This is a genomic window from Campylobacter concisus (genome assembly GCF_002092845.1).
Taxonomy (GTDB): Bacteria; Campylobacterota; Campylobacteria; order Campylobacterales; family Campylobacteraceae; genus Campylobacter_A; species Campylobacter_A concisus_AQ.
Genome location: NZ_LVXF01000001.1, coordinates 130958 through 155153, shown reverse-complemented (window position 1 = coordinate 155153; position 24196 = coordinate 130958). Strand labels below are relative to the sequence as shown.

Annotated in this window: 26 protein-coding genes and 1 pseudogene; 16 read left to right on the top strand and 11 right to left on the bottom strand. The window is 37.3% G+C overall.

Annotated elements, in window-relative coordinates; genetic code table 11:
- Positions 1–122 precede the first annotated feature (122 nt).
- The 6 genes from mscL (at position 123) to A3854_RS00735 (ending at position 5439) form a co-directional block, all read left to right on the top strand.
- Positions 123–527: a large-conductance mechanosensitive channel protein MscL gene (gene mscL, locus A3854_RS00760; RefSeq protein WP_084040854.1), complete on the top strand. Its 405-nt coding sequence runs from the start codon at positions 123–125 to the stop codon at positions 525–527.
- Positions 528–629: 102 nt separating this feature from the next.
- Entirely contained in the window at positions 630–1268 is a 639-nt protein-coding gene (locus A3854_RS00755; RefSeq protein ID WP_084040852.1) for a Crp/Fnr family transcriptional regulator, read from the top strand.
- A gap of 120 nt (positions 1269–1388) precedes the next feature.
- Entirely contained in the window at positions 1389–1961 is a 573-nt protein-coding gene (locus A3854_RS00750; RefSeq protein ID WP_084040850.1) for a cytochrome c3 family protein, read from the top strand.
- Between the two features lie 9 nt (positions 1962–1970).
- The gene (locus A3854_RS00745) at positions 1971–3338 is read left to right on the top strand and encodes a multiheme c-type cytochrome (protein WP_084040848.1); all 1368 of its coding nucleotides are present in this window, start codon (positions 1971–1973) and stop codon (positions 3336–3338) included.
- 192 nt (positions 3339–3530) lie between these two features.
- Positions 3531–4643 carry a metallophosphoesterase gene (locus A3854_RS00740; protein ID WP_084040846.1) on the top strand — a complete coding sequence of 371 codons (1113 nt, stop codon included), beginning with the start codon at positions 3531–3533 and terminating at the stop codon, positions 4641–4643.
- 1 nt (position 4644) lies between these two features.
- Positions 4645–5439: a phosphatidylserine decarboxylase gene (locus A3854_RS00735; RefSeq protein ID WP_084040844.1), complete on the top strand. Its 795-nt coding sequence runs from the start codon at positions 4645–4647 to the stop codon at positions 5437–5439.
- A gap of 488 nt (positions 5440–5927) precedes the next feature.
- On the opposite strand, the gene ychF is transcribed toward A3854_RS00735, so the two are convergent.
- The 6 genes from ychF to rpiB are packed head-to-tail and all read right to left on the bottom strand — an operon-like array spanning position 5928 to position 10411.
- Positions 5928–7031 carry a redox-regulated ATPase YchF gene (gene ychF / locus A3854_RS00730; protein WP_084040842.1) on the bottom strand — a complete coding sequence of 368 codons (1104 nt, stop codon included), beginning with the start codon at positions 7029–7031 and terminating at the stop codon, positions 5928–5930.
- Complete coding sequence (locus tag A3854_RS00725; protein ID WP_084040840.1) at positions 7031–8482, bottom strand: leucyl aminopeptidase; 1452 nt, start codon at positions 8480–8482, stop codon at positions 7031–7033. The genes ychF and A3854_RS00725 overlap by 1 nt, the downstream gene beginning before the upstream one ends.
- Positions 8463–9068, bottom strand: a complete 606-nt coding sequence (locus A3854_RS00720) for a DedA family protein (protein WP_084040838.1) — start codon at positions 9066–9068, stop codon at positions 8463–8465. Before A3854_RS00720 ends, A3854_RS00725 begins: the two co-directional genes overlap by 20 nt.
- 1 nt (position 9069) lies before the next feature.
- Entirely contained in the window at positions 9070–9618 is a 549-nt protein-coding gene (apt, locus tag A3854_RS00715; RefSeq protein ID WP_084040836.1) for an adenine phosphoribosyltransferase, read from the bottom strand.
- Positions 9619–9638: 20 nt separating this feature from the next.
- Entirely contained in the window at positions 9639–9971 is a 333-nt protein-coding gene (locus tag A3854_RS00710; protein WP_002939538.1) for a hypothetical protein, read from the bottom strand.
- Positions 9968–10411 carry a ribose 5-phosphate isomerase B gene (rpiB, locus tag A3854_RS00705; RefSeq protein ID WP_084040992.1) on the bottom strand — a complete coding sequence of 148 codons (444 nt, stop codon included), beginning with the start codon at positions 10409–10411 and terminating at the stop codon, positions 9968–9970. The genes A3854_RS00710 and rpiB overlap by 4 nt, the downstream gene beginning before the upstream one ends.
- A 110-nt stretch (positions 10412–10521) precedes the next feature.
- Between rpiB and A3854_RS00700 the strand changes: the two genes are divergently transcribed.
- Positions 10522–11907 (top strand): DUF4139 domain-containing protein, encoded by a 1386-nt coding sequence (locus A3854_RS00700; RefSeq protein WP_084040834.1) that lies wholly within the window; start codon positions 10522–10524, stop codon positions 11905–11907.
- Positions 11908–11925: 18 nt separating this feature from the next.
- Here the strand turns inward: A3854_RS00700 and A3854_RS00695 are convergent, their stop codons facing one another.
- The 3 genes from A3854_RS00695 to folD are packed head-to-tail and all read right to left on the bottom strand — an operon-like array spanning position 11926 to position 14340.
- A complete protein-coding gene (locus A3854_RS00695; RefSeq protein WP_084040832.1) occupies positions 11926–12585 on the bottom strand; it encodes a site-2 protease family protein in 660 nt (219 codons plus the stop codon).
- Entirely contained in the window at positions 12572–13477 is a 906-nt protein-coding gene (gene lepB, locus A3854_RS00690) for a signal peptidase I (protein ID WP_084040830.1), read from the bottom strand. The genes A3854_RS00695 and lepB overlap by 14 nt, the downstream gene beginning before the upstream one ends.
- A 2-nt stretch (positions 13478–13479) precedes the next feature.
- Positions 13480–14340 (bottom strand): bifunctional methylenetetrahydrofolate dehydrogenase/methenyltetrahydrofolate cyclohydrolase FolD, encoded by an 861-nt coding sequence (gene folD, locus A3854_RS00685; RefSeq protein WP_084040828.1) that lies wholly within the window; start codon positions 14338–14340, stop codon positions 13480–13482.
- 83 nt (positions 14341–14423) lie between these two features.
- Between folD and A3854_RS09510 the strand changes: the two are divergent.
- From A3854_RS09510 to A3854_RS00640, 9 genes and pseudogenes are all read left to right on the top strand, one after another.
- A pseudogene (locus A3854_RS09510) lies at positions 14424–14759 on the top strand (c-type cytochrome); the annotation flags it as partial.
- Positions 14760–15025: 266 nt separating this feature from the next.
- Entirely contained in the window at positions 15026–16309 is a 1284-nt protein-coding gene (hemL, locus tag A3854_RS00675) for a glutamate-1-semialdehyde 2,1-aminomutase (RefSeq protein WP_084040824.1), read from the top strand.
- Complete coding sequence (locus A3854_RS00670; RefSeq protein ID WP_084040822.1) at positions 16309–16587, top strand: AtpZ/AtpI family protein; 279 nt, start codon at positions 16309–16311, stop codon at positions 16585–16587. Before hemL ends, A3854_RS00670 begins: the two co-directional genes overlap by 1 nt.
- Positions 16538–17092 carry a hypothetical protein gene (locus A3854_RS00665; protein WP_257639842.1) on the top strand — a complete coding sequence of 185 codons (555 nt, stop codon included), beginning with the start codon at positions 16538–16540 and terminating at the stop codon, positions 17090–17092. Before A3854_RS00670 ends, A3854_RS00665 begins: the two co-directional genes overlap by 50 nt.
- Positions 17082–18326, top strand: a complete 1245-nt coding sequence (locus A3854_RS00660; protein WP_084040818.1) for an MFS transporter — start codon at positions 17082–17084, stop codon at positions 18324–18326. Before A3854_RS00665 ends, A3854_RS00660 begins: the two co-directional genes overlap by 11 nt.
- Before the next feature lie 21 nt (positions 18327–18347).
- Positions 18348–19979: a flagellar hook-length control protein FliK gene (locus tag A3854_RS00655; protein ID WP_180378624.1), complete on the top strand. Its 1632-nt coding sequence runs from the start codon at positions 18348–18350 to the stop codon at positions 19977–19979.
- On the top strand, positions 19979–20239 hold the full coding sequence (locus A3854_RS00650) for a FlhB-like flagellar biosynthesis protein (protein ID WP_021090972.1): 261 nt from the start codon (positions 19979–19981) through the stop codon (positions 20237–20239). Before A3854_RS00655 ends, A3854_RS00650 begins: the two co-directional genes overlap by 1 nt.
- Positions 20240–20350: 111 nt before the next feature.
- Complete coding sequence (locus A3854_RS00645; protein WP_021090732.1) at positions 20351–20920, top strand: CheB methylesterase domain-containing protein; 570 nt, start codon at positions 20351–20353, stop codon at positions 20918–20920.
- Positions 20907–21731, top strand: coding sequence for a CheR family methyltransferase (locus A3854_RS00640; protein WP_021090925.1), 825 nt, complete (start codon positions 20907–20909; stop codon positions 21729–21731). The genes A3854_RS00645 and A3854_RS00640 overlap by 14 nt, the downstream gene beginning before the upstream one ends.
- Positions 21732–21779: 48 nt before the next feature.
- On the opposite strand, the gene A3854_RS00635 is transcribed toward A3854_RS00640, so the two are convergent.
- The gene (locus A3854_RS00635; protein ID WP_084040814.1) at positions 21780–22976 is read right to left on the bottom strand and encodes an MFS transporter; all 1197 of its coding nucleotides are present in this window, start codon (positions 22974–22976) and stop codon (positions 21780–21782) included.
- A 1-nt stretch (position 22977) separates the two neighbouring features.
- Positions 22978–24180 (bottom strand): copper resistance protein NlpE, encoded by a 1203-nt coding sequence (locus tag A3854_RS00630; RefSeq protein WP_084040812.1) that lies wholly within the window; start codon positions 24178–24180, stop codon positions 22978–22980.
- Positions 24181–24196: the final 16 nt, after the last annotated feature.

Below are 24196 nucleotides of genomic sequence, written 5' to 3'. Positions count from 1 at the left end.
TTGAGTTTGGATTATAGCACCAGCTTGATAAATTTAAAGTTATGTAATTTGATTTTTTTAGCCGAAGCAAAGCATTTCTTGAATAAAATCCGAACAAAAATTTAACATTTTTAGGAGAAACAATGAGTTTTATAAGCGAATTTAAAGAATTTGCGATGCGTGGAAATGTCATAGATATGGCTGTTGGTGTTGTTATAGGTGGCGCGTTTGGAAAGATCGTTTCATCACTAGTTGGTGATGTCATCATGCCAGTTGTTGGCGTTTTAACTGGCGGTGTAAATTTTACTGATCTTAAGCTTACACTAAAAGAAGCGGTAGATGGCGTACCTGCTGTTACGATAAACTATGGCTCATTTATACAAACAATGGTTGATTTTTTAATAATCGCATTTTGTATTTTCTGCGTTATCAAAGCTTTAAATACACTTAAAAATAAATTACCAAAAGAGGAGCCAGCTCCAGCAGAGCCTGAAACTCCAGCTGACATAGCACTTCTAACTGAGATTAGAGATCTACTTAAAAAATAATTTCATAAATTCAAAGGGGAAAATTCCCTTTGAAAATCTATTAAAATTTATCTTATTTTTATATGCTAAAATGTTTTTTATTTTAAAAAGGCGAGTAAAAATATGATAGAAAAAATCCCGTTTTTTCAAGGCTTAAACGAAGAAGATTTAGCCAAACTTGAAGCCATAAGTGTCGTAAAAAAGTATAAAAAGGGTGAATTTTTATTTATAGAAGGCGAGGAGCCAAAATGGTTAATATTTTTAATAAGCGGCTCTGTTAAGCTTTATAAAACCACGGCAAATGGAAAAGAAATTTTTATTCATCAGTTAGCACCTATGAATTTTGTAGCTGAAGTCGTAAATTTTGAAAATATTGTCTACCCAGCTAGTGCCATTTTTACCATATCTGGCGAGGTATTAAAGATAAATTATGAAAAATTCGCGGCAGAATTTTTAATAAAGCCAGAAATTTGTATGAAATTTTTAAAGTCAATGTCTGAAAAGATAAGAATCACAACAAATCTACTTCATCAAGAGTTAATTTTAAGCTCAGAAGAAAAAGTGGCTAGGTTTATTTTAGATCATGAAGATTTATTTAATGAGCTAAAACATACAAAAATTTCATCAATACTTAACATGACGCCAGAAACTTTTTCGAGAATTTTAAATAAATTTAAAACAAATGGTTTGGTTAAACTTGACGAAAAGAACCAAATTTTGGAAAAAGATATAGGTGGGCTACAAGAAATTTATTCTTATTGAAAGTTAATATCAAATAAATATTTTTATTTACTTAAAGAAAAAATTTATATATTTTTTGATAGTATTCACTTAAAATTTTCGTAAAAATTTACGATATATTGATAAATTCAGGAGGAGATTTTGGCTGAAGTTAAGAAGAAATTTTTTGTTTGGTCATCTGTTATTATCGGCATTGTGATCGGACTTATTGCGTCTATGGGTATTGCTGATGCACTTCATGCAACTGGTAGCGGCTACATCTGTACTATTTGCCACACGATGGATCCTATGAATGCTGCATATCATGAAGATGCGCACGGCGGCAATAACAAGCTTGGCATAAAAGCTGAATGTTCAGCCTGTCACCTAAACCATACAAGTGCCTATACCTATGTACTTACAAAACTTAAAGTATCGATAAATGATGGCTATAAGACATTTTTTACAGATACAGACAAGATCGACTGGCGTAAAAAACGTGAGCATGCATCTCACTTTGTCTATGATAGTGGATGTTTGACTTGCCACTCAAATTTAAAAAATGTTATTCAAGCTGGTAAATCATTCTTGCCACATAGAGATTATTTCGTTCTTGGAAATCCTAATAAGAAATCATGTGTTGACTGCCACGAGCATGTTGGTCACAAGAATTTAGGACTACAAATCGATAAATTTGAAGCAATTAAAAAACAAGAAAACAATAAAACCAAGTAAGGAGGAGAGATGTTTAAAAAGTCGCTAATGTTATTAGCCTGTCTAATGTCTTTTGGCTTTGCCGCAAACATGGATGCAAATAAATCTGACGCTTTAAACCTTAATGTTGTAAAAAACATTAAAGTTGCTCACAAAATGTCAGACTTATCAAAAAGCTGTGTTGAGTGCCACGCTAAAGAGACACCCGGCATAGTTGCCGATTGGAAAAATAGTCGCCACGCTCACGTTGGCGTAAGTTGTATGGATTGCCACTCTGTAAATGCAGATAATCCTATGGCTTCAGTTAAGGTGCATCCAAAAGATTCTAACAACCACGTATCAATGCTAGTTAGCCCAAAAACTTGTGCTAAGTGCCACGAGAATGAGGTTGAAGAATTTGTTAAGAGTGGTCACGCAAGAGGTGCTATGCAAATGTATGCTAACCCTGCGATGGTAAAACTAATGTATCACTATGAAGGTATGGATCATCCAGAATACAAAATGGCTCCAGACGCTACTGGTTGTACACAGTGCCACGGAACCGTCATCAAACTAGACGCTGATCACAAACCTACAAAAGAGACTTGGCCAAACTACGGTATAGGTAATGTTTATCCTGATGGTGGCGTAGGCGGATGTAAATCATGCCACAGCGCACACACATTTAGCATAGCTGAAGCTAGAAAACCAGCTGCTTGTGCATCTTGCCACCTTGGACCTGATCACCCAGATATTGAGATCTTTAACAACTCAATGCACGGACATATCTATAATAGCGAAGCTCACAAATGGAATTTTGATGCTGCTCCTGATACATGGGATGTACCAGACTTTAGAGCTCCAACTTGTGCAGCTTGCCACATGAGTGGTGTTGGTGAAACAACAACAACTCACAATGTTTCAAGAAGACTAAAATGGAACCTATGGGGCGTCAGCAGTAAGCTAAGAACAGCTGGTGATGAACAAGCTGCTGTTGTTTACGAAAAAACTGGCAAACTAACCATAGGAACGCCACTTGCAGGTCATCCAAATGGACCAGAAGCAGCAAGAGCTGAGATGAAGCTAGTTTGTAAAGCTTGCCATACATCAACTCATACAGATAACTTCTTCATTATGGGTGATAAGCAAGTAGAGCTTTATAACGTTTACAATGCTGAAGCAACTAAGATGCTTGAAGAGTTGAAAGCTAAAAACTTACTACTCGCAGACGCTTGGGAAGATGAATTCCAAGATGTTTACTATCATATGTGGCACCACGAAGGTCGCCGTATGAGACAAGGCGCTCTAATGGGTGGTCCTGACTATTCACACTGGCATGGAGTATTTGAAGTTAAGAACGACATTAGAAAACTTCGTGAGATCTATAAACAAAGAATTGAGACTGGTAAAGTTAAATAATTCTTTATAAGGTGGGTTTTCTCCCACCTTACTTTCTTAAATAACTATTAGATTTACTCAACTTAAATCATTTTTTATACGTTCAAAACTATACAATTTTTAAGACTAATAACATTAAAAGTAAGATATTAATTTTTATAGTACAAATTTAAAAATATAAAATATAATTTTTTATTTTTACAAGGATAATTTTTGGGACTTTTGAGAATTATTATTGGAGCATTCGTATTTAGTTTTCTTATAAATTTTTATTCGTATAATCGTTTCATAAAAAAGGTCTCATTTTTTATACCATATCTTGCTAAAATTAGAATATTTTTATATGTTATTTGTATCTTTGAGTTTATATTTGTTCTTCAGATCAGGTTTTCATTCCTAAGTATTGAGCTTTATTTGATCGCTGGTATGCTCATAGGTTTTTCACTATTTTTGTTTGCTGTTAGTCTATTTTACGATATTTTACGTAGTATTTTTTCTAAAAGTAATTTTAGTCCAACAAGACGAAAATTTATAAAATTTTGTTTTGATATTACATTTGTCATTTTTGTAATTGCTTGTTTTTTAAAAGGTATTTTCAATGCTTTAACACCACCAAAGATCAGACAAGTAGATATAAAAATAAAAAATTTACAAAGCACCATAAAAATAGCCATGATAACGGACGTGCATATAGGAGAATTTCTGCAGAAAGATTTTATGAAAAAACTCGTCAATGACATAAATTTGGCGAATCCTGACATCGTAGTGATAGTGGGCGACTTAGTTGATGTAAATGCTGCTTTTATAGGAGATTTTTTGGAGCCATTAAAAAGTCTTAAAAGCACTTATGGGACTTTTTATGTCCCTGGCAATCATGAGTATTATCACGGGATAGATGGTATTTTAGAAAAGATCAGTTCTCTTGGCATAGAAATTTTAGGTAATAAAAACAAAAAAATTGCAAGTATAAATTTAGCAGGCGTTTACGATTTGGCTGGTATTAGGTTTAAACATTTAGAGCCAAATTTGGATGAAGCATTGATAGGATGTGATCCATCGCTACCTACTATCTTGCTCTCTCATCAGCCAAAATTTATAAAATCAATGCAGCAAGACGTTGATCTAGTGCTTTGCGGCCATACGCACGCTGGTCAAATTTTCCCTTTTGGTCTTTTGGTTTTACTTGATCAGGGATTTTTACATGGCCTTTATAAGATTAATGATAAAATGCAAGCTTATGTTAGCAGTGGTGCTGGATTTTGGGGGCCTCCTGTTAGAATTTTTGCTCCAAGTGAGATTGCAATATTAAATTTAAGTAAGGAATAAAATGAGTAAAGACAATCTGTTTTCTCAAATTTTTGGAAAGGTTGCAAAGATTAACTTTTTCAAACCACTTCAAGAAGCCATAAATTCTTTTTACATAAAGCTGTTTAAGATAGATATGAGCGAGTTTAAGCCAGCAAATGAATATAAAAATTTAAATGAGCTTTTTACTAGAAGGCTCATAAAACCAAGAGATTTTGATGCAGCAGATGAGATGTTTATAAGCCCAGTTGATGGTACTTGTCTTAGTTTTGGTAGCACAAAGGAACTAAAGGCCTTTAGCATAAAAGGCATGGAGTATAGTGTAAGCGAACTATTGGGGCAGAGTGAGCTTGAGGGCGAATATGACTTTGCAAATATCTATCTTAGCCCAAAAGATTATCATCATTATCATGCGCCTTGCGATATTGCCATTAAAAAAGCCATATACATTCCGGGTAAGCTTTACAGCGTGGCTGCAAAATGGCTTGCAAAAGTAGACAGCCTTTATACAAAGAATGAACGCGTAGCGCTATCTTGTGAGATAAAAAATGGTAAGAAACTTTGGCTTGTTTTTGTAGGTGCGTTAAATGTCGGAAAGATGAAATTTTGTTTTGATGAGCGTATACAGACAAATGCGATGGCAAATTTTACACAAATTTACGAGTATGAAAATTTACATATCAAAAAGGGCGAGCGCCTTGGGAATTTTGAGCTTGGCTCAACTATCGTGATACTTAGCGAAAAAGATGCAATTGAATACAATCTCTTTGAAAATAAAGAGCTTAAATTTGCCGAGACCATTGGAATAATAAAATAAATACGCTAGGTATATAAGTAAAATTTTTATACCCTACTTGGCCGGTGTCTTATTTGCTCAGACTTTGGTGGTTTTTCATATATTCATTATAATATGAGCTTAAAAAAGTATCATGTTTTTTATAGTCATAAGCTCATAGGCTTCAAAATATTATAGATATGAAAGCTTGTAAAATATAATGAGTGTATTATTTTATCTATCGAAATCTTTCTTGCTTTAATTGTGTTCTTCATTAAACCATCAACCTCTGCAACTAAGAGCTATTATCTTTACTTATAAAACCCATATTGATATCACAGAGCTGATAACTTTTACATCATTGCTTGTATAGAAAAGCTTATGTATCAATAAAGATATTAATAAGACGATATAGCTTAGTATATTTTTCAAAAGAATTTTTATCAACTATAATAAGGAAGTTTTAATTTACCTTATGCAGCCCAAGGATTAAATATTTTTTAACTATTTAGCCCAAAAGAGGGCTAAATTTAAACATTAAACCTAAAGTGCATCACGTCGCCATCTTGTACGATGTAGTCTTTGCCCTCAAGTCTCATCTTACCAGCCTCTTTGGCTCCATTTTCTCCACCATGTGCGATATAGTCGTCGTAGCTTATCACTTCAGCTCTGATAAAGCCACGCTCAAAGTCGTTATGGATGACACTTGCTGCTTTTGGTGCTTTCCAGCCCTTTGTGATCGTCCAAGCTCTTACTTCAACGACGCCAGCGGTGAAATAGCTTATCAAATTTAGCTTTGCAAAAGACGTTCTTATGATCTTTTCAAGACCGCTTTCACTCGTGCCAAGAGAGGCTAAAAACTCGTGAGCCTCCTCGTCGCTTAGGCCTATTAGCTCCTCTTCGACCTTGGCGCAAAGCTTTATCACCTCGTGATTTGAGGCTTTTGCGTACTCTTTTAGCGCTTTTACAAATTTATTATCTTCGCTAAGCCCTTCTTCATCGACGTTCGCACCATAAACTACCTCTTTGGCACTTAAAAGTCTTAGTTCTCTATTTAACGCCAAAAATACCTCGCTATCTCTTTGCTCAAAGCTGCTTGCACTTTTACCTTCATTTAGGTGAGCCAAAAGTAAATTTGCTATCTCAAGCGCTTCTTTAGCGCCCTTTGCGTTTGCTTTCGCCTCTCTTGTGAGCTTTTCTATCTTTTTGTTTAGCTGCTCAATGTCGGCTAGTATTAGCTCGGTTTGGATGATCTCGATGTCTCTTACTGGATCGACGCTGCCCTCAACGTGGGTGATATTTTCATCTTCAAAGCAACGAACTATATGAAGGATGAGCTCTGTCTCTCTAATGTTTGATAAAAATTTATTGCCAAGTCCCTCGCCAGAGCTAGCCCCTTTTACAAGGCCAGCGATATCGACAAATTCGATGGTTGAATATTGAATTTTATTAGGACTAACTATCTTTGCAAGCTCGTTTAGGCGCTTATCAGGCACTGGCACGATGGCTTTGTTTGGCTCGATAGTGCAAAACGGATAGTTCGCACTCTCGGCATTTTGCGCCTTTGTAAGTGCGTTAAATGTCGTTGATTTGCCCACATTTGGCAGGCCTACTATTCCAACTGAAAGTCCCATCAATTCTCCTTGCTAAGTGCTTGTAAAAAGTATAAATTCATCCTCACGCCAGCCCCGCTCGCACCTGCCTGGTTGTACCCCCATGCCTTTTCGCGGTATGCTGGACCTGCGATATCGAGGTGTAGCCACTTATCTTTATACTCGTCCTTGATAAATTTAGCTAGAAACATACCAGCAGTGATCGCACCACCATATCTGCTTGAGGCGCAGTTGCTAACGTCTGCGATCTGGCTTTTGATAAGCTCGCTCAGATAAGGGTTGAAATCAAGCATAGTTGCTAGTTCGCCGCTATCTTTTATCTTGTTTTTAAACTCATTTTTTAGGCTCTCGCTGTTACCCATGATGCCTGTTGTGTATTCGCCAAGTCCCACGACGCAAGCACCAGTTAGAGTTGCCATATCGATTAAGATGTCTGGCTTAAAGTCTTGCGCGTAGCTTAGGCAATCAGCCAAGACCAAACGTCCCTCTGCGTCGGTGTTTCTAACCTCTATGCTAACGCCGCTTCTTGAAATAAGCACGTCATCAGGCTTATAGGCGTTGCCGCCGATCATATTTTCAGTTGCACCCAAAATGGCGTGAATTTCAAATGGTAAATTTAGCTCCGCTGCGCCTTTTATGATGCCAAGAGCTGCTGCTGCACCGCTTTTGTCTGATTTCATAGTGAGCATATAATCAGCCGGCTTCAAGCTAAGTCCGCCGCTATCGTATGTTAGCCCTTTGCCAACAAAGATGATGCGTTTTTTAGACTTTTTAGGCTTATAGGTTAGGTGGATGAGCCTTGGTTTATGCACGCTTGCGCGATTTACCGCCAAAAATGCGTTCATATTCTCTTTTGCTAGAAATTTCTCGTCATAGACCTCGCACTTTATGCTTGCGATATTTTTGGCTAAATTTTGTGCATCTTGCGCCATCTTTTGTGGTGTGTAAATTTCTGGGATTTCATTTACGATATCTTTTGTGAAATTTGTAGCACTTGCTATTATCTCTGCCTCTTTAAAGCCCTCATTTGCTGCCTTTAGATCGACCTTTTTGCCAGAAAATTCTTCAGTAGAAAAGATGATCTCTTTTAGGGTGTATCTCTCTTTTTTCTCTTTATACTTGTTAAATTCATAGCTCCCAAGCAAAAAGCCCTCAGCTAGCGCTTCAAAGCTTAGTTTTTGGCACTCCGCTACGTAAGAAGCTAGCTTTATGCTCTTGATGTTTAGCGATTTTAGCGCGTTATAAGCTTTAGCGGCTGCAACTCTAAGCTCGTCAAGATCAAGCTTAGAAAGTGGCACGTAAGCCCTTTTTGCTTCGCTTAGGATGAGGACGCTATCGCCTTTGTAATTGTTAAATTTAATAGCCTCTTTATCGCCTATAAATTTATGTTTTAAGTCCTTATCTACTACTAAAATTAGTTCAATATCAGCTTTTATATCTTTTAATTTCTTATCAACTATTTGAAACTGCATGTCTTCTGTCTCTCCTTTCGTTTAAAATTTTATTTTCGATGCGCTTAAATGTATATATCAAAAGTCCCATAAATATAGCAACCACTGGGATAGCGACGTACCAGTGCTCTTTTGCTTTTTGAAGTAGCACTAGTATATGCTCGCCAAGTATCCAAGCAGGTATGGTGGTGATCGCCGCCCAGCACCAAGCGCTGATCAAATTTATAAAGGCATATTTTTTAGCATCATAGCCAGTAAGTCCTATGCAAAGCGGTATGATGACGCGAAAGCCATACATATAGCGTTGCAAAAAGATGATCGGCCAGCCGTATTTTTTCAGCATTATGTGCGCCACTGCAAATTTTCTCCGCTGCGCGTGGAGCCTTTTTGCGATGTATTTTTTATTGTAACGGCCAAGGTAGAAGTAAATTTGATCTCCCACAAAGCCCCCAAGTCCAGCCACAAAGATAGCAAGCGCGATGTGCATATGTGTGGTGTGAGCGAGAATTCCAGCCATTATTAAGGCCATCTCGCCCTCCATGATACACCAGACAAAAAGTATGATGTAGCCGTACTCTTTAAGCAGTTCTATAAAAAACTCTTCCATACTAAACCTCTAAAACGCTGTAAATTTTAGTAAGTGACTTTAGCTTCTCGCTACCTTTTAGATTGACTAGATCTACGATAAAGCACGCCTCTACGCAGGTTGCGTTAGTTTGATTGATAAGCTCGACTGAAGCCTTTGCAGTACCTCCGGTTGCTATTAGATCGTCCATCAAAAGCACTCTAGCACCTGCTTTTTCTCCAAAAGCATCGATGTGAATTTGCACTTCATCGACGCCGTATTCTAGGCTATATTTTTGAGAAAGCGTGATAAAAGGCAGTTTTTTTGGCTTGCGAATAGGCACAAAAGGCAGCCTTAGTCTTGCTGCAAGCGCTGCGCCAAAAATGAAGCCACGTGACTCGATGCCAGCGATGTAATCAATCTTTGCATCCTCATATCTAGCCACCAAATGATCTATTAAAAAGTTAAATGCTTCTTTGTTGTTTAGCAGCGTCGTGATGTCGCGAAAGACTATGCCAGGCTTTGGAAAGTCGTTTATGCAGCGAATAGAGTTTAGTAAAAATTCTTTGCCTTTTTGATCTAAAACTTTCATAAATTTCCTTAAATTTGATGTTATAGTAGCGCTTCGATTTTGCCTTCAAGCTCACGTATGCGTTGTCTTAGCTTGTCGTTTTCTAAGCGGTACTGGGAATTTCTTGTGCGAAGTGAGGTCACGTCGTTTTTGGTCTTATTTAGCTCGTCTGTTAAGATGTCGATGTTGCCTAGACTTCGTTGGAGTTGGATCTGAAATTTTCTTATGACGACCTCGGTGTCTTGGAGATTATTTTTCATAAAATCTTTTGTCGCACGCTCTTTTTTTAGAAGCGTTTTAAAGTAAAAAACCATTACAGTTAGGTAGATCGCAGCACAAACAAGAGCGGTAAAAACGATCCACTCACCTATCATTTGTCTGCCTCAATCTCTATTTTTTTAACTCTTCTTTCGTGTCTGCCGCCCGCAAACTCTGTCTTTAAAAATGTTTCAAGTGCTGCTGTAGCAACGCCAGCTCCGATCACTCTTGCGCCAAAAGCGATAACATTTGCATCGTTATGTTCTCTCGCAAGTCTAGCGGTAAATTCGTCGTGACAAAGGGCACACCTTACGTTTTCATGCCTGTTTGCGGCTATTGATATGCCAATACCAGTGCCACAAATGAGCACGCCGTAGTAGTTAGGCTCAAGCTTGCTCGCTAGCAAATGCGCATAATCAGGGTAATCAACGCTATTTTTGTCATTCGTACCAAGGTCAATGACTTCATGTCCAAGCTTTTTTATGGCTTCCTTTAGCTCTACCTTAAGCTCTACTCCAGCGTGATCGCAAGCGATAAAAATTTTATCTATTTTCATGAAAAATCCAATAAATTTTTTGCAGATTATAGTCAAAGTTGCATTAAAATAAAATTTTGCTTGCATGTGATAAAAGGCTATAATTTGTGAAATTCTTAAAAGGGAAAAATATGAAAAAGACGCTCTTTTTAATGGCTTCAGTGCTAGCCTTTGCAAATGAAAATTTGATAGAGATCTACACTGATCAAACCATCATCACTCAAAAATTTAGCGACGCAAATAGCTCTTTTAGCGCCTTTGTGCCAGAGGGCGTACAGAGTGATAGTATCACTATAAATGGCGATTGTGACGCGAATGCTTATCTAAAAAAGATCCGTGAAGAAGATAACCCAAGTTACATAAAATGGAGGCAAGAAGTTGTAAATTTAAGTAGCAAGCTTGAGGCACTAAAAGCAAGAGGCAGGTTTATAGAGCAAGCTTTGATAGCAGAAAACAAAAGTAACGATGTGACAAAAAGGGCTGATGAGTTTTATAAATTTAGCTTAGAAAATATCGAGAAAATTTCAGCTGTCAAAGGCGAGCTTGAAACGCTTAAAGAAAATAAGCCAAAGAGCGAGATGGCTGGATTTTTGCAGCTTGATATGAAATTTGCTTGCGACCCAAAAGAGGCGACGCTTTCATATATGGATGATGAGGCCCCAAAGACGCTAAATGAAATTTATGCAGACACAAAAAACAAAAATATCTTGATAAAACAAGAAATTTTGCTTACAAACCCATTTGCTAGCGATGTTAAAAATTTAAAGCTCGCCATCTATCCGACCAGATATCAAAAGGCGCTTGCTCCAAGCAAATTTTACCCTTGGTATAAAGAGAGCGAGGCGGAGGCTGATGGTTACGGCACTTCAAAAAATATGCTAAGAGCCGCAAAAGTCACCGCTGAGGTCGCTGATATGCGTGTGCAAAGAGATGAGAATGAGTTTGCCAAAATTTGGAAGATAGATGGGATAAATTTAGCAAAAGGTGAGAGTAAATATATAACTTACGACACGCAAAAAATGGATGCAAATTTTAGCGTTTTTGCTGATTTTTACGGCTCGCTAAAGGCATATAACGTAGCTAGCTTTAAGCTAAATGACGATCTAACGCCAGCTAAAACGCAGTTTTACGTTAATGGTGTGAGTGTTGGCAGCCCAAGTGAGTTTGAGATGAAAGCAAAAGATGAGCCAGTACAGTTATTTTTGGGACAAAACGAGCTAATCGAGCTTAAAAAAGAGCGATTAAATAAATTTAAAAAGAGCTCGCTTCTTGGTAAGGATCGCATAAGCGAAGAGGGCTATGAGATAAGTGTCAAAAATAACTCAAGTAAGAGCGTTGATGTCACTTTGGTGGAGCGCGTGCCAGTATCTGCTGATGAGGCGGTAAAGGTTGAGGTAAAGGGCTTTGATAAAAAAGATATCAGCAAAGATGGCAAGGTGGAGCTTAAATTTAGCCTTGCACCAAAAGAGGAATTTAAAAGAGAGTACTCTTATAAGATCACAAAGTCAAAAATTTAGAGCAAATTTGCTCTAAATTTAGCCATTTATAAAGGTACTTGCGATATCTAAAACGTATCTTGTCGGATAAAAGATAGTATCTTTTAAAGGCGAGACGAGGATAATGATAAGGATGACAAAGCCATATCTTGAGATGCCCTCAAGCTTCTCAGCTAGTGCGTGAAAGCCAAAATTTCTAAGCGCATACTCGAGCGCGTGAAAGCCGTCAAGTGGCGGGATCGGATAGAGATTAAAGATGGCTAACATCAAATTTAAAAGCGCAAGCGTAAATAAAAACTGAAGTAAAATTGCAAAGGTTTCTATATTTAATAAAGCCTTTAGCACAAAAAGCGACAAGACGCCCAAGATGATGTTGTAGCAAATGCCAGCTAGACTTACGTAGATAGCTGCTTTATATCCGCCATTTCGCACGACTGTGTAGGTATTTACAGGCACTGGTTTTGCCCAGCCAAACATCATGCCAGTGCTTAGGTAAAGTACCAGCGGCACGATGATAGTGCCAACTGGGTCAATATGTTTTATTGGATTTATGCTAAGTCTGCCAAGGCTTTTTGCGGTGTTGTCGCCAAATTTATAAGCGACATAGCCATGGGCGATCTCGTGGCCGACGATGGCGATTATTAAAGAGATGACGATAGTGGCGACTTTGACTATGTCTATGTTATCAATGAAGCCCATCTACTTCGCCTTCTTTTAGAGCTTTGTTAGTGAAAAATTCGTCATTTTCTATCGTATCTACAAAGCGTCCGATACGCTCCCAGCGCACATTGTAGTTCTTGTCCCAGCTAAAATAAATAAACCAAGGCTGTCCGACTATGTCCTTGTAAGCCACGCTTCCCCAAAAACGGCTATCATTTGAGTGATCGCGGTTGTCACCTATCATAAAGTACTCATCTTTTGGCACTTTGACGTAAAATGCATTAAGGTTAAAATTTGGATTTTGCGGTAGTGAGCTAATGGACACTAGCTTCATAAAAACACTATCTTTGTTTGTATTTAGCATGAAAACCATCTGCTCAAATAAATTTACATTTTCGTCATAGTGGATGCCGCTAAATCTATATGGCTCTTTTATGAAAAGCTTACCATCAAGCTCGGTTATATCGCTACATGAGTAGCCAAATTTGCTCTCTTTACCGTTTAAATTTTCACGACAGTTTGCCTTTATAAAATCATCTCCCTCTTTTGGGCGTAGATAGAGGGCTTTTTCGGTAAATACTATCTCATCTTCGCTTGTGGCAAAGCAGCGTTTTACAAAGTGGGTCTTTTCGTCTTTTGGATAACGAAAGACGACTATATCTCCTCTTGCTGGGCCATCACCTGTTACGAGATGTCCATTATCGTTTAGCTCAGGTAAAATTTTTACTTCAAGCCATGGAATTCTTGGTGTTGGTATACCATAAACAAATTTTTTGGCGAATAAAAAATCACCAACTAAAAGCGTGTTTTTCATCGAACCAGACGGGATAACAAAGGCTTGAGCTATGAAAAATATAACAAAAAGCACGATGATGACCGTGCCAGTCCAGCTCGAGCAAAAGTCATAAAATTTAGTAAAAAATTTTTTCATTATTACGCTCTTTTGTGGCTAGCTATCTTAGCTTGGGCTGCAAGGATTGTGTTATTTAAAAGCATCGCAATCGTCATCGGACCTACGCCGCCAGGAACAGGCGTGATGTATGAGCATTTTGGCGCAACCTCGTCAAAATCCACATCGCCTACAAGTCTGCCATCATCAAGTCTGTTTATGCCCACATCAACGACTACTGCGCCATCTTTTACCATGTCAGCCTTTAAGAAAAATGGCTTACCAATGGCTGCGACGATGAGGTCGGCATTTTTACAAATTTCTTTTAAATTTTTAGTCTTGCTGTGAGTCACGGTAACGGTTGCTGAGGCGTTTAAAAGCAAATTTGCCATAGGCTTGCCAACAATGTTGCTTCTACCGATCACCACCGCGTTTAGTCCAGCCACATCAATACCATACTCTTTTAAAATTTCCATAACTCCAAGCGGTGTGCAAGGCACAAATCCATCAAGTCCGCTAACAAGTTTGCCAACATTTACAGCGTGAAAGCCATCTACGTCTTTTGCTGGATCGATCGTTGCTAAAACGGTGTTTGTATCTATATGTTTTGGAAGTGGCAACTGCACTAAAATTCCATGGATGCTATCGTCTAAATTTAGCACATTTATAAGTGTTAGAAGCTCTGCTTGAGTTGTATTTTCGCTTAGACGGTGAGCTACGCTTTTTATGCCGTATTCGTTGCAGGCTTTTTCTTTGGCTCTAACGTATGTTTGAGATGCTTTATCTTCGCCTACTAAGATGACAGCTAGGGTTGGCTCTACGCCAAATTTTTTTAGTTCTTCAGCTCTTACTTTTACGCTTTCTTTGACCTTTAAAGATACGGCTTTGCCGTCTAAAATTTTCATATTGGATCCTTATTTAAAAGCTTTTTTAATCACAAGGGTGGTATCATACCTAAAATTAAATTAAATTTTTAAAAGAGAGGTTTATGCGGTCTGTTTTTTTGATTTTGCTTTTTTGTGTAGCGATCTTTGGTGCTGATTTTATTACAAAGACCGAGTACGCCAAGATGCTATACCTAAATCCACGTGGCATAGGATGCGACAAATGTCACGGTGTAAAGGGCGAGGGTAGTTTAATCTCCAAATACAAACACTTTGACAAAAAGGCAAACAAAACGGTTGATGATGAGCTTAGAGCGCCAAAGATAAATGATATAGATTTTGAGAGCTTTAAAGCCGCTTTAACAAAGCCAAAAGGTGTCATGCCAAGTTATTTTTTGACAGATGAGGAGACAACCATCCTTTATGAGTACATTACAAATAAGATAAATACTCCTTCAAAAGTAGCAAAAGCGCAAAATTTAAGCAAGCCAGTTGCTGCTGATACGACGCAAAAACAGCCAGAGCAATCTGCTAAAGTCGCTCCTGCTACAAAACCAGCAGAGCCAGCTAAAACTACCACGGCTAAGCCAGCTGAGTCAGCAAAAACTGCTACTACGCAAGCACCAAAGTCGCCAGTAAAACCAGTAACAAATCAAAAAGATAATCAAAAGACAAATTTAAAAACACAAAATCAAAAGGATAAAAAATGACAAATAAAGAGGCATTTAGCGAAGCCAAAAAATATATCCCAGGTGGTGTAAATTCGCCTGTTCGTGCATTTGGAAGCGTTGGCGGTGAGCCTGTAATGATCGATCACGCAAAGGGAGCTTATCTATACGACGTCGAGGGCAAAAAATATCTTGACTTTATCCAAAGCTGGGGACCGCTCATATTTGGCCACTGTGACAAAGATATCGAAGAGGCGATCATCTCTGCTGTAAAACAAGGCGTATCTTACGGCGCGCCATCTCCAAAAGAGACCGCTCTAGCAAAGCTAATATGTGATGAATTTAAACAAATAGATAAAATTCGCTTCGTTAGCTCTGGCACAGAGGCCACTATGAGCGCGATAAGAGTGGCTAGAGGGTATGCTAAAAAAGATGGTCTAATAAAATTTGAAGGCTGCTACCACGGACACAGCGACGCACTTCTTATCAAAGCAGGAAGTGGTGCTACGACATACGGCAACGCTTCAAGTGGCGGCGTGCCACAAGATGTTGTGAAAAACACTTTTTTAGCTATCTACAACGACACCGAGAGCGTAAAAGCTATCTTTGAAAATAATAAAGACAAAATAGGTGTCGTCATAATTGAGCCTATCGCAGGAAATATGGGGCTTGTGCCAGCTGATAAGAAATTTTTAGAGGAGCTTAGAGCACTTTGCGATAAATTTGGAGCTGTGCTTATCCTTGATGAGGTTATGAGTGGCTTTAGAGCTTCTCGGTTTGGATCATATCCATTTCACGAAGTGGACGCTGATCTCATTACATTTGGCAAGGTTATAGGCGGAGGTATGAACGTCGCTGCATTTGGTGGCAAGGCTGAGATAATGGACTGCTTAAGCCCAGAGGGCGCTGTCTATCAAGCAGGCACGCTAAGTGGCAACCCAGTAGCGATGAGTGCTGGTATAGCGGCTATTTCTAAGATAAATAGCGATACAAATTTATATTCTAGACTTGAAAAACTAGCTAAAAGACTAATGGACGGCTTTAAAGAGGCTGCAAAGAGCGCTGGCATCACCATCCAAACTGAGGTTCGTGGCTCGATGTTTGGCTACTTTTTTACAGATCACGTGGTAAAAAACTACGATGATGCGCTAAAGAGCGACACAAAGCTCTTTGCTAAATTTCACCAAGCGATGCTTAAGCGCGGAATCTATCTAGCTCCAAGTCAGTTTGAGACTGGATTTGTCTGCGATGCGATGAGCGAAGCTGATATCGATCTAGCGGTAAGCGCAGCTAAAGAGGCGTTTTTGGAGATAAAAGCCTAATGGCAAAATTTAAGATAAAAGATATCGTAGCGGGTGCTGAGCAGCTAAGCCTTGGCGTTTCAATCGTAGTTGCGATCTTGCTTGGCACTGGGCTTGGGTATTTTGTAAAAAAGGCTACAAATTTCACGCCAGCACTTTGGATAGGCTTTGCTATCGGCATCGCAGCTGCCATTTTAAACGTCTATAAGGCCTACAAAGCGCAGGTTAAAAGCCTAGATGAGCTAAAAGATGAAAGCAGATACAAAGGCTACACAAAAGACGATGATGAGGATGATTAGTAGGCTTTTGATTTGCTATTTTGCGCTTTGGCTAGCTCTTAGCGTGGTTGGCAAATTTATATCAAATCAATTTTTCATAAGCTCACAAATTTCATTTTTTGCCTCGCTTATCATCTTAACGGCTAGCTTTTTTGCCTATAAAAACCGCATAAATTCTAGACTAGAAAATGCAAGAGATGAAATTTTAGCCAAGATAGAAGAAGATGATGAAGATGACGAAAATTTGGCACAAAATGAGGCAAAAGAATTTAGCCTAAAGGATGAGAAAGCAAGGCTAAAAAAGCAGAGATTTTCATTTAAAGATAAGAGTTTCGCAGCAGCCTTTATGCCTTACCGCTTGGTGGCTTATGCGATACTTTTTTTTGGATTTATTTTTTTAAAAAATGAAAATTTACTAAATGTGTCTGGTTTTTTAGTTGGGCTTGCTCCGATGCCTATTGGTGCATTTATTTTTGGGCTTATGGAGAATAAATTTAATACCGCAAAGGATACTGATGGCAAGTAGCTTTAGGATCATCCGCTCGATGGGACCGCTATTTTTGGGCATGAGTTTGCTTTTTATCGGAAATGGCCTAGTTATCGCATCTTGTAGCGCACTTCTTAAGCAAAATGGAGTGGGCGAGCTAGAGATTGGGTTAATTAATACAGGCTTTTTTGTGGGTGCGTTAATTAGCACCATTACAGCTCACAGAGTCATCTCAACTACTGGCCACATCAGAGCATTTGCCATCTTTTCAGCTATTTTTGCAGTCTCAGCTATGCTTCATGCGGTAAATCAAAATTTAGTATTTTGGGCGATATTGCGTGCATTTTTGGGATATTGCTACTACGCGCTTTTGATGGTTATAGAAAGCTGGCTAAATGCAAAAATTCCAAATAAAATAAGATCTCGCGTGATTGCCTTTTATGAAGGCGTTTTTTACACGAGTTTTGGACTTGGCATTTTGATCTTAGCACTTGATCTTAATACCTTTGAAATTTTCATCATAAGCGCAGCTTTTATCATGCTCTCAAGCATTCCGTTAAATTTGATCCGTATAAATCAGCCTCAAATCCCAGAGCGTCAGCCAATAAATATTCCAAAAATTTTTGGCATAGTCCCGCTCGCTCTTGTTGGCGCGCTCATTGCAGGCTTAGCGATAAATGGCTTTTTTTCGATGGCAAGCCTTTTTGTCTTGCTTCAAGGATACGGCACAAAAGAGGCATCTTTTTTTATGACGGTTGCGATGATTGGAGGCTTTTTGGCTCAAGTTTTTATCGGTAGTTTCTCTGATAGATATGGTAGAAGGCCAGCTATTTTGCTTTGTAGTAGCGTGGCTTTAATAAGTGCGGTTTTGTTTTTGCTAAATGGCAAAAATTTGACGATTGAATATCTGCTTTCATTCTTTTTTGGAGCTGGAATTTTTTGCACATATGGACTTTCTCTGGCTAGGGCAAATGATGAGATCACAGACAAGACAAAGAGTGTGCAAGTCGCACGTGCTTTGCTATTTAGCTACTCTTTGGCTTCGCTTTTCTCACCGCTTCTTATGAGCTATGCGATGAAAATTTTTGGAGCATTTGGCTTTATCTATGTTTATTTGGTGCTTTTTGCTGGACTTATTTTATTTGCACTAACGCAAAAGACAATACCACAGCACATGAGAAAAGAGTATAACGATAGGCTCGTTGCAAGGACGGCTGGCATAGCTACTATTGAGCAAAATGGAAATTTTGCCGATAGAAAAAATAAAAAGTAAAAAATGGACGTAGGAAATTCTTTGAATATATCAAATACTTCGGTTCAAACCGGGCAAAATACTACTCAAAATGTGCCAGTTCGTAAAAATGAAGGCTCGCTTTTTAAAAATCAGCCAAGCGTACAAACGCCTAGTGAGCAAAGCGTTTCAGAGACACTTGATAATGTTGGAAAACTCGTTGCAAGAGTGCTTGATGATCTAAAAAGTGCTTCAAGTCTTAGCAAGGCTGAACAAATTTTATCTCAGGCAAAAGATACGAAAATCGCTCCAAATTTAGCCAGCGAGCTATCAGACCTTGCAAAAAGCTTAGAAGCAGAAGCAACGCAAAATGAAAATAGTGAAATAAAGAGCCTTGCACTAAAGCTAAAAGAATTTCTAAAACCAATAGCCGATCTAAAAGCTGGCTCACTAAATGATCAGATCAAAAACTCAGGCGTAATGCTTGAAGCAAATTTAAAAGATGCACTTAGTCCAGAGAAGCTTCCAAGCTCGGTTCAGAAGCTACTAAGCGATATAAAAAATCTCTCAAGCGGGAATTTACTAAATCAAATTTTAACCCTAAATGATGAAAAATTAGACAATCAAAACTCTTTTTCAAAGCTTGCTTCTATACTTGAAAAAGCGAGTAGTGACGCAAAAAATATCCTTGATAACTCAAGCATAAAAACCCTTTTAAAAGATGTTGATAAGCTTGATAGTGTGGTTAAATTTTTAGATAAAAATTTTTCAAAAGATCAAAATGGCGAGCTAGTAAAAAATCAAATAGGCAAAATGCAAAATTTCATCTCAAATTTAAGCGAGAAAGTCGCAAGCCTAGCAAATGAAAAGCTAAATCAAAATTTTGGTTTTAGCCAAAATCACAAAGAGCTAAAAACTATCCTTGATAGCATAAAAAACGATCTAAAAACGCTAAATAACATAGGCGATGAAGCAGGGCTTGTAAAAGCGTTTAATGAGATGAGTGATGTTTCAAAGGATGGCAGCTTGCAAGATAAGCTCCAAAGTGCGGCGAGACGTCTTGCTCATAGCCTAAGTCTTGCTGACGCTAAGGCAAGTTTGGCTAAAAATGAGCTAAGCGAGAGCAAGGCGCTTTTAAAGCAGTTAAATCTCGCTACAAACGATATAAATAACATTACGACTAAAAATAGTGGCGAAATTTCAAAAGTGCTAAGCCAAGATATAAAAAGTACGCTTTTAAATATCAGTGAAAAGAGTCAAAACCCACAAAGCGTAAATGCTGCAAATAAGATGATTTCGCAGATCGAGATGCATCAAATGATATCAAGCCTTCAAGGCGGGATTCAAACTTATATGCCTTATATTTGGGACGGCGTTGAGGGTGGAAATATCGCATTTAAGCAAGGCAAAAAGGATAAATTTTACGCTCAGATCGATCTAAATTTTAAGAAATTTGGACAGATAAATGTGATGGTTGGACTTATTGATAAAAGATACATCGATCTTTCGGTAGCTACGCAAACAAATGAGTTTAAGGAGCTAATCCTCTCAAACTCTAGCGAATTAAAACAAGCAATATCAAAGTTTGGACTTATAGTTTCAAACTTTAATATCAAAACTTTGTCAAAAGTAAAGCTAAATGATAGATTTAAAAAATTTGGTGGCCTTGATGTGGGCTTTGATAAGAAAATTTAATGCAAGTAAATAAGAAAAAAGCAGTAGCTCTTGGCTACAACAGATCTAAAGATAATGCTCCAAGAGTGCTGGCTAGTGGCGCTGGTGAGATAGCAAATAGAATAATTGATCTTGCAAAAGAACATGATATACCGATCAAAGAGGATCCTGATCTTATTGAAATTTTAAGCAAGGTTGAAGTTGATCAAGAAATTCCACCAAATTTATATAAAGCTGTTGCTGAAATTTTTAGCTTTTTGTATAAGATCACAAAGAAATAATCTATAAATTTGCTTAAAAATTAGCAAGGCATATAAAGAGTGGCAGGGATATTGACGATATACAAAAAGTGGCGTAAGCTAAATATTAAATTAAAATTTTAAAGGCTATTTGTGGCACAAAAATTAATATTAATAGGGGCGTCTACTGGCGGGCCTGGGCATTTAAAAAAGTTACTAAAAAACGTAAAACTAAATGGAGCTATCATCGTGATAGCCCAGCACATGAATAAAATGTTTATAAACTCTTTTGCTATGCAAATCGGAAAAGAGTGTGGCTTGGATGTTGAAATTTTAAATGAGAGGAAAATTTTAAAAGAAAATACCGTATATGTCTGTGAACAAAATGTAGTGGTGTCGCCAAATTTACCAATTAGCGCAAAGCCAAATACAGAAGAAAAGACTATATATACGCCAAATGTTGATGTGCTGTTTAAATCTGGAGTTGGAATTTGTAAAAGCGCAAATGTCCTAGCTATCTTGCTAACTGGCATAGGAGACGATGGTGCATCTGGGCTTGATAAGCTTTATAAGGCTGGAGCAAAATGTATAGCTGAAAATGAAGAGAGCGCGATAGTTTATGGTATGCCAAAACGTGCAAAAGAGCTAAATCAAAGCTTAAAATCATTAAATCTAACTATGATAAAAAAAGAGCTGGAGGATTTTTTAAATGCTATTAACTAATGACGCAAAAGATACAAAAACAATGCAAACAAATACTTCACAAGATATGGATAGTTTTAATGAATTTATGAATGTTATCAAAACTCTTTGCGGAGTTGATCTGGAGCCAAAAAGAGATATCACATTGCAGCGAATTACCATTTTTATTAGAGATCGCCAGATAAAAAGCTTTAAAGATCTTGTTTCAATGATAAGATATAACTCAAGCTTACGACAAGACATTTTAAATTTAGTAACTGTAAATGAGACTTATTTTTATAGAGAGTTACCTCAACTTAAAGATGTGATCTATTACGCAAAGGAGCTTGGAGGAGCTAGAATTTTGTGTGCTCCTTGCTCTACTGGAGATGAGTCATATTCGCTCGCGATGCTTGCTTATGAGATGGGATTTAAACAGCATGAAATTTCAATCGTAGGTATAGACATAAACTCAGAAGCCATAGCAAGCTGTCAAAATGGTATTTTTAGTGAGAGGAGCTTGCATAGATTAAGCGATTTTCAAAAAGAGAGATTTTTTACAAAAGTCGATGATAAATTTAAGATAAAAAAAGAAATTTTACCAAGGTGTGAGTTTAAAATTTTAAATGTTTTTGATGATGCTATTTTTAATCTAGGAAAATTTGATATTGTGCTTTCAAGAAATATGATGATCTATTTTGATGATGATTTTAGATTAAAATGCGTTGAGAGGCTTCATAAATTGCTTAAGCCAGACGGTAGGCTTTATGCTGGGCACGCTGATCTTGTGCCTTACACTCCAGCTTATGAAAAACGCTTTTCAAATGGAACTACCTACTATCTAAAAAAATAAAAATTTGCCAAGTCGCCTTTTAACTTGGGCGACTTAATTTAAAATCAATCACCTTATTTTGTAGCTTTTTAATACGATGTGATAGTAAAAAGCCCCTACAAAAAAGAGGCTTCCCATAAAACTCGCAATCATCTCAACGCTAAGTCCAATATCATAAAGCAGACCAATGATAAATGAAATGAGAGCGCTAAAGCCAAGAAAAACCATATCGTTATATGCAATCACTCGGCCATAAAATTCTTTTTTGCAGTTTTGCTGAAGCATCGTATAGGTGTAGCTCCAAAGACTTGATGTGCAAAATCCAGCGAAGATAATGCCAATAAGCGATAGATAAAAATTCCAAAGCGATAAAGCCCAAATAATGATACCAAGGCCTTGACCGATATATACGAAAATAAGCGTGTTTTTATTTATAAATTTACTAAGTATGGCTGGAGCAAACATAAGCGAAATGGATCTTGAAGTATTTAATAGTCCTATAATTAGTGATGTCGAGAGTAAATTTGCATATTTGTAATCAGCCAAAAGTGCGATCAATGCGTCATAAGCGGTAATGCCAACAAAGGCGTGCAAGAATATAAGATGCACGATGAGTCTATTTTCTTTTAAATATTTAAGCCCATTTTTGAGCATTTTTAGTGGTTTTTCTATAAATTCTGGCTTTAAACCTTGTAAATTTAAAAAATATAAAAATCCAAAGCTAAGAATGTATAGTATGCCATCAAGCAAAAAGGCGCTTTTTATCCCAAAAAAGTGTATATAAACTCCAGCCAGCCCCATGCCAGCAGTGTATGAGACTGCCCAGATGATAGAGTGGATCTCGTTTGCGAGTTTGAGATTTTCTTTGCTTAAAATTTTTGGCAGCACGCTCATTTCCACTTGAAAGTACATTCCTCCAGTGCCATTTCTAACAAAAATGATAAGTAAAAGTAACCATAAAAAATCAAGTGAGTCTATAAAAAGAAGCATGAAAACGCTTATCGTCTCAACTGCCATCATGATGACAAGCATCGGTTTTGGGCTAAATTTATCAACTAAAATCCCACTAAATGGAGCTATAACAACACCTGGGATAAATGCCATCGCTGCACTTAGTGTGATCGCCCAAACAGGAGCGTCAAGCTTGATAAGAAGTGTAAAAATACCTGTGTGCGAAAACCATACGCCAAAATAGCATATAAGCTGAATGATGCTTAAGAGGCGAAAATTTTTCTCTTCTTTTAAAAGTTTAAGATATTCTTTCAACTTATTGATTCCACATTAGCGTTATTTGCTCTATCTTTGTTTCATCTGGTATATCGTTTAAGCTTGTTATCTCTTTGGCAAGTGGATTTTTTAGTGTGATTAGCATATCGTGGCTATCTATTTTTAGATAGATATTGTTTTTATCGCTACTAAATTTAGAGATAACGAGAGAATTTTTTATATCTTTGAAATTTGATTTAAGGCTGATATTTTCTGGAGTTTTAAACTCGTTTGAATAAATTTCAATGCTTGTGATAATGCCATTTAGCAAGGTGTATTCAAAAATTCTTTCATTTTTGTTTGTTACGATGTAGCTGTTTTCTTTTTTTGTGTTATCTCGTTTTATGTTTTTTGAGCCGTAAATTTTTATCACATCTCTATTTGCTGATTCGTTTGTCAGCTCTGCAAAAAAGCCTTTGCCAAAGAGATTTTTTTGATCTTTATCTTTTTTATATCGTCCGCTTATGTGAGCATTTTTACAAATTTTATCGTTTGATACTAGAAAAATTGCATTATTTATCCTGTGTATGCTTAGAGCAATGCCTTTTTCATCTAAAAGGTAAAAAATTCCTTTGTCGTAAAGTAGCTCAGAGCTAAACTCGCAAAGTGGCGAGCCATTTTTTAATGATGAATAAAAACTTATTTTCGCACCATTTTTACTTGGCACGATTACGATATCTAAAAAGTTATCTTTGTTTTTAAATTTATAAAATTTAGCAAAAAAACTATCTTTGTAAGCTTTATTTACTGGCTCAAAATTATAAATTTGAGCTAGCACACCAACTCGCTTATTTTTCTTGTCATCAAGTTGAAGAAGGGAATTTTTATTTGGTGCAAAGTAGCTAAGATTGCCATTTTCATCTTTTAAAATGATAGCACTATCATCAACATCAAATGTGCCATTTTTTTCAACTAAGCTTACTTCTTTATCCATAGTAAGCATTGTTTTTGTGTAGGTTTTGTCTTTATTTAACGTGATGATAGTTTTTATACCTTCGCAGTTTGGGCAAGGCAAAATAGTGTGAAAACTACTATAAATTGAGTTTGGAAGTATTAGCTTTTCTGGCTTTTTGGGTGTATCTGCCTGAACTAGCGGTTTGTCTTCTTTTACTGTATTTTGTGTGTTTTGTTTTGGCTCTAAATTTTCATTTTTTGCGCAGCCAAGGATGAAAAATGAGATAAGTATGGCAAAAAGATATTTCATTTGCAACTCCTTAAAA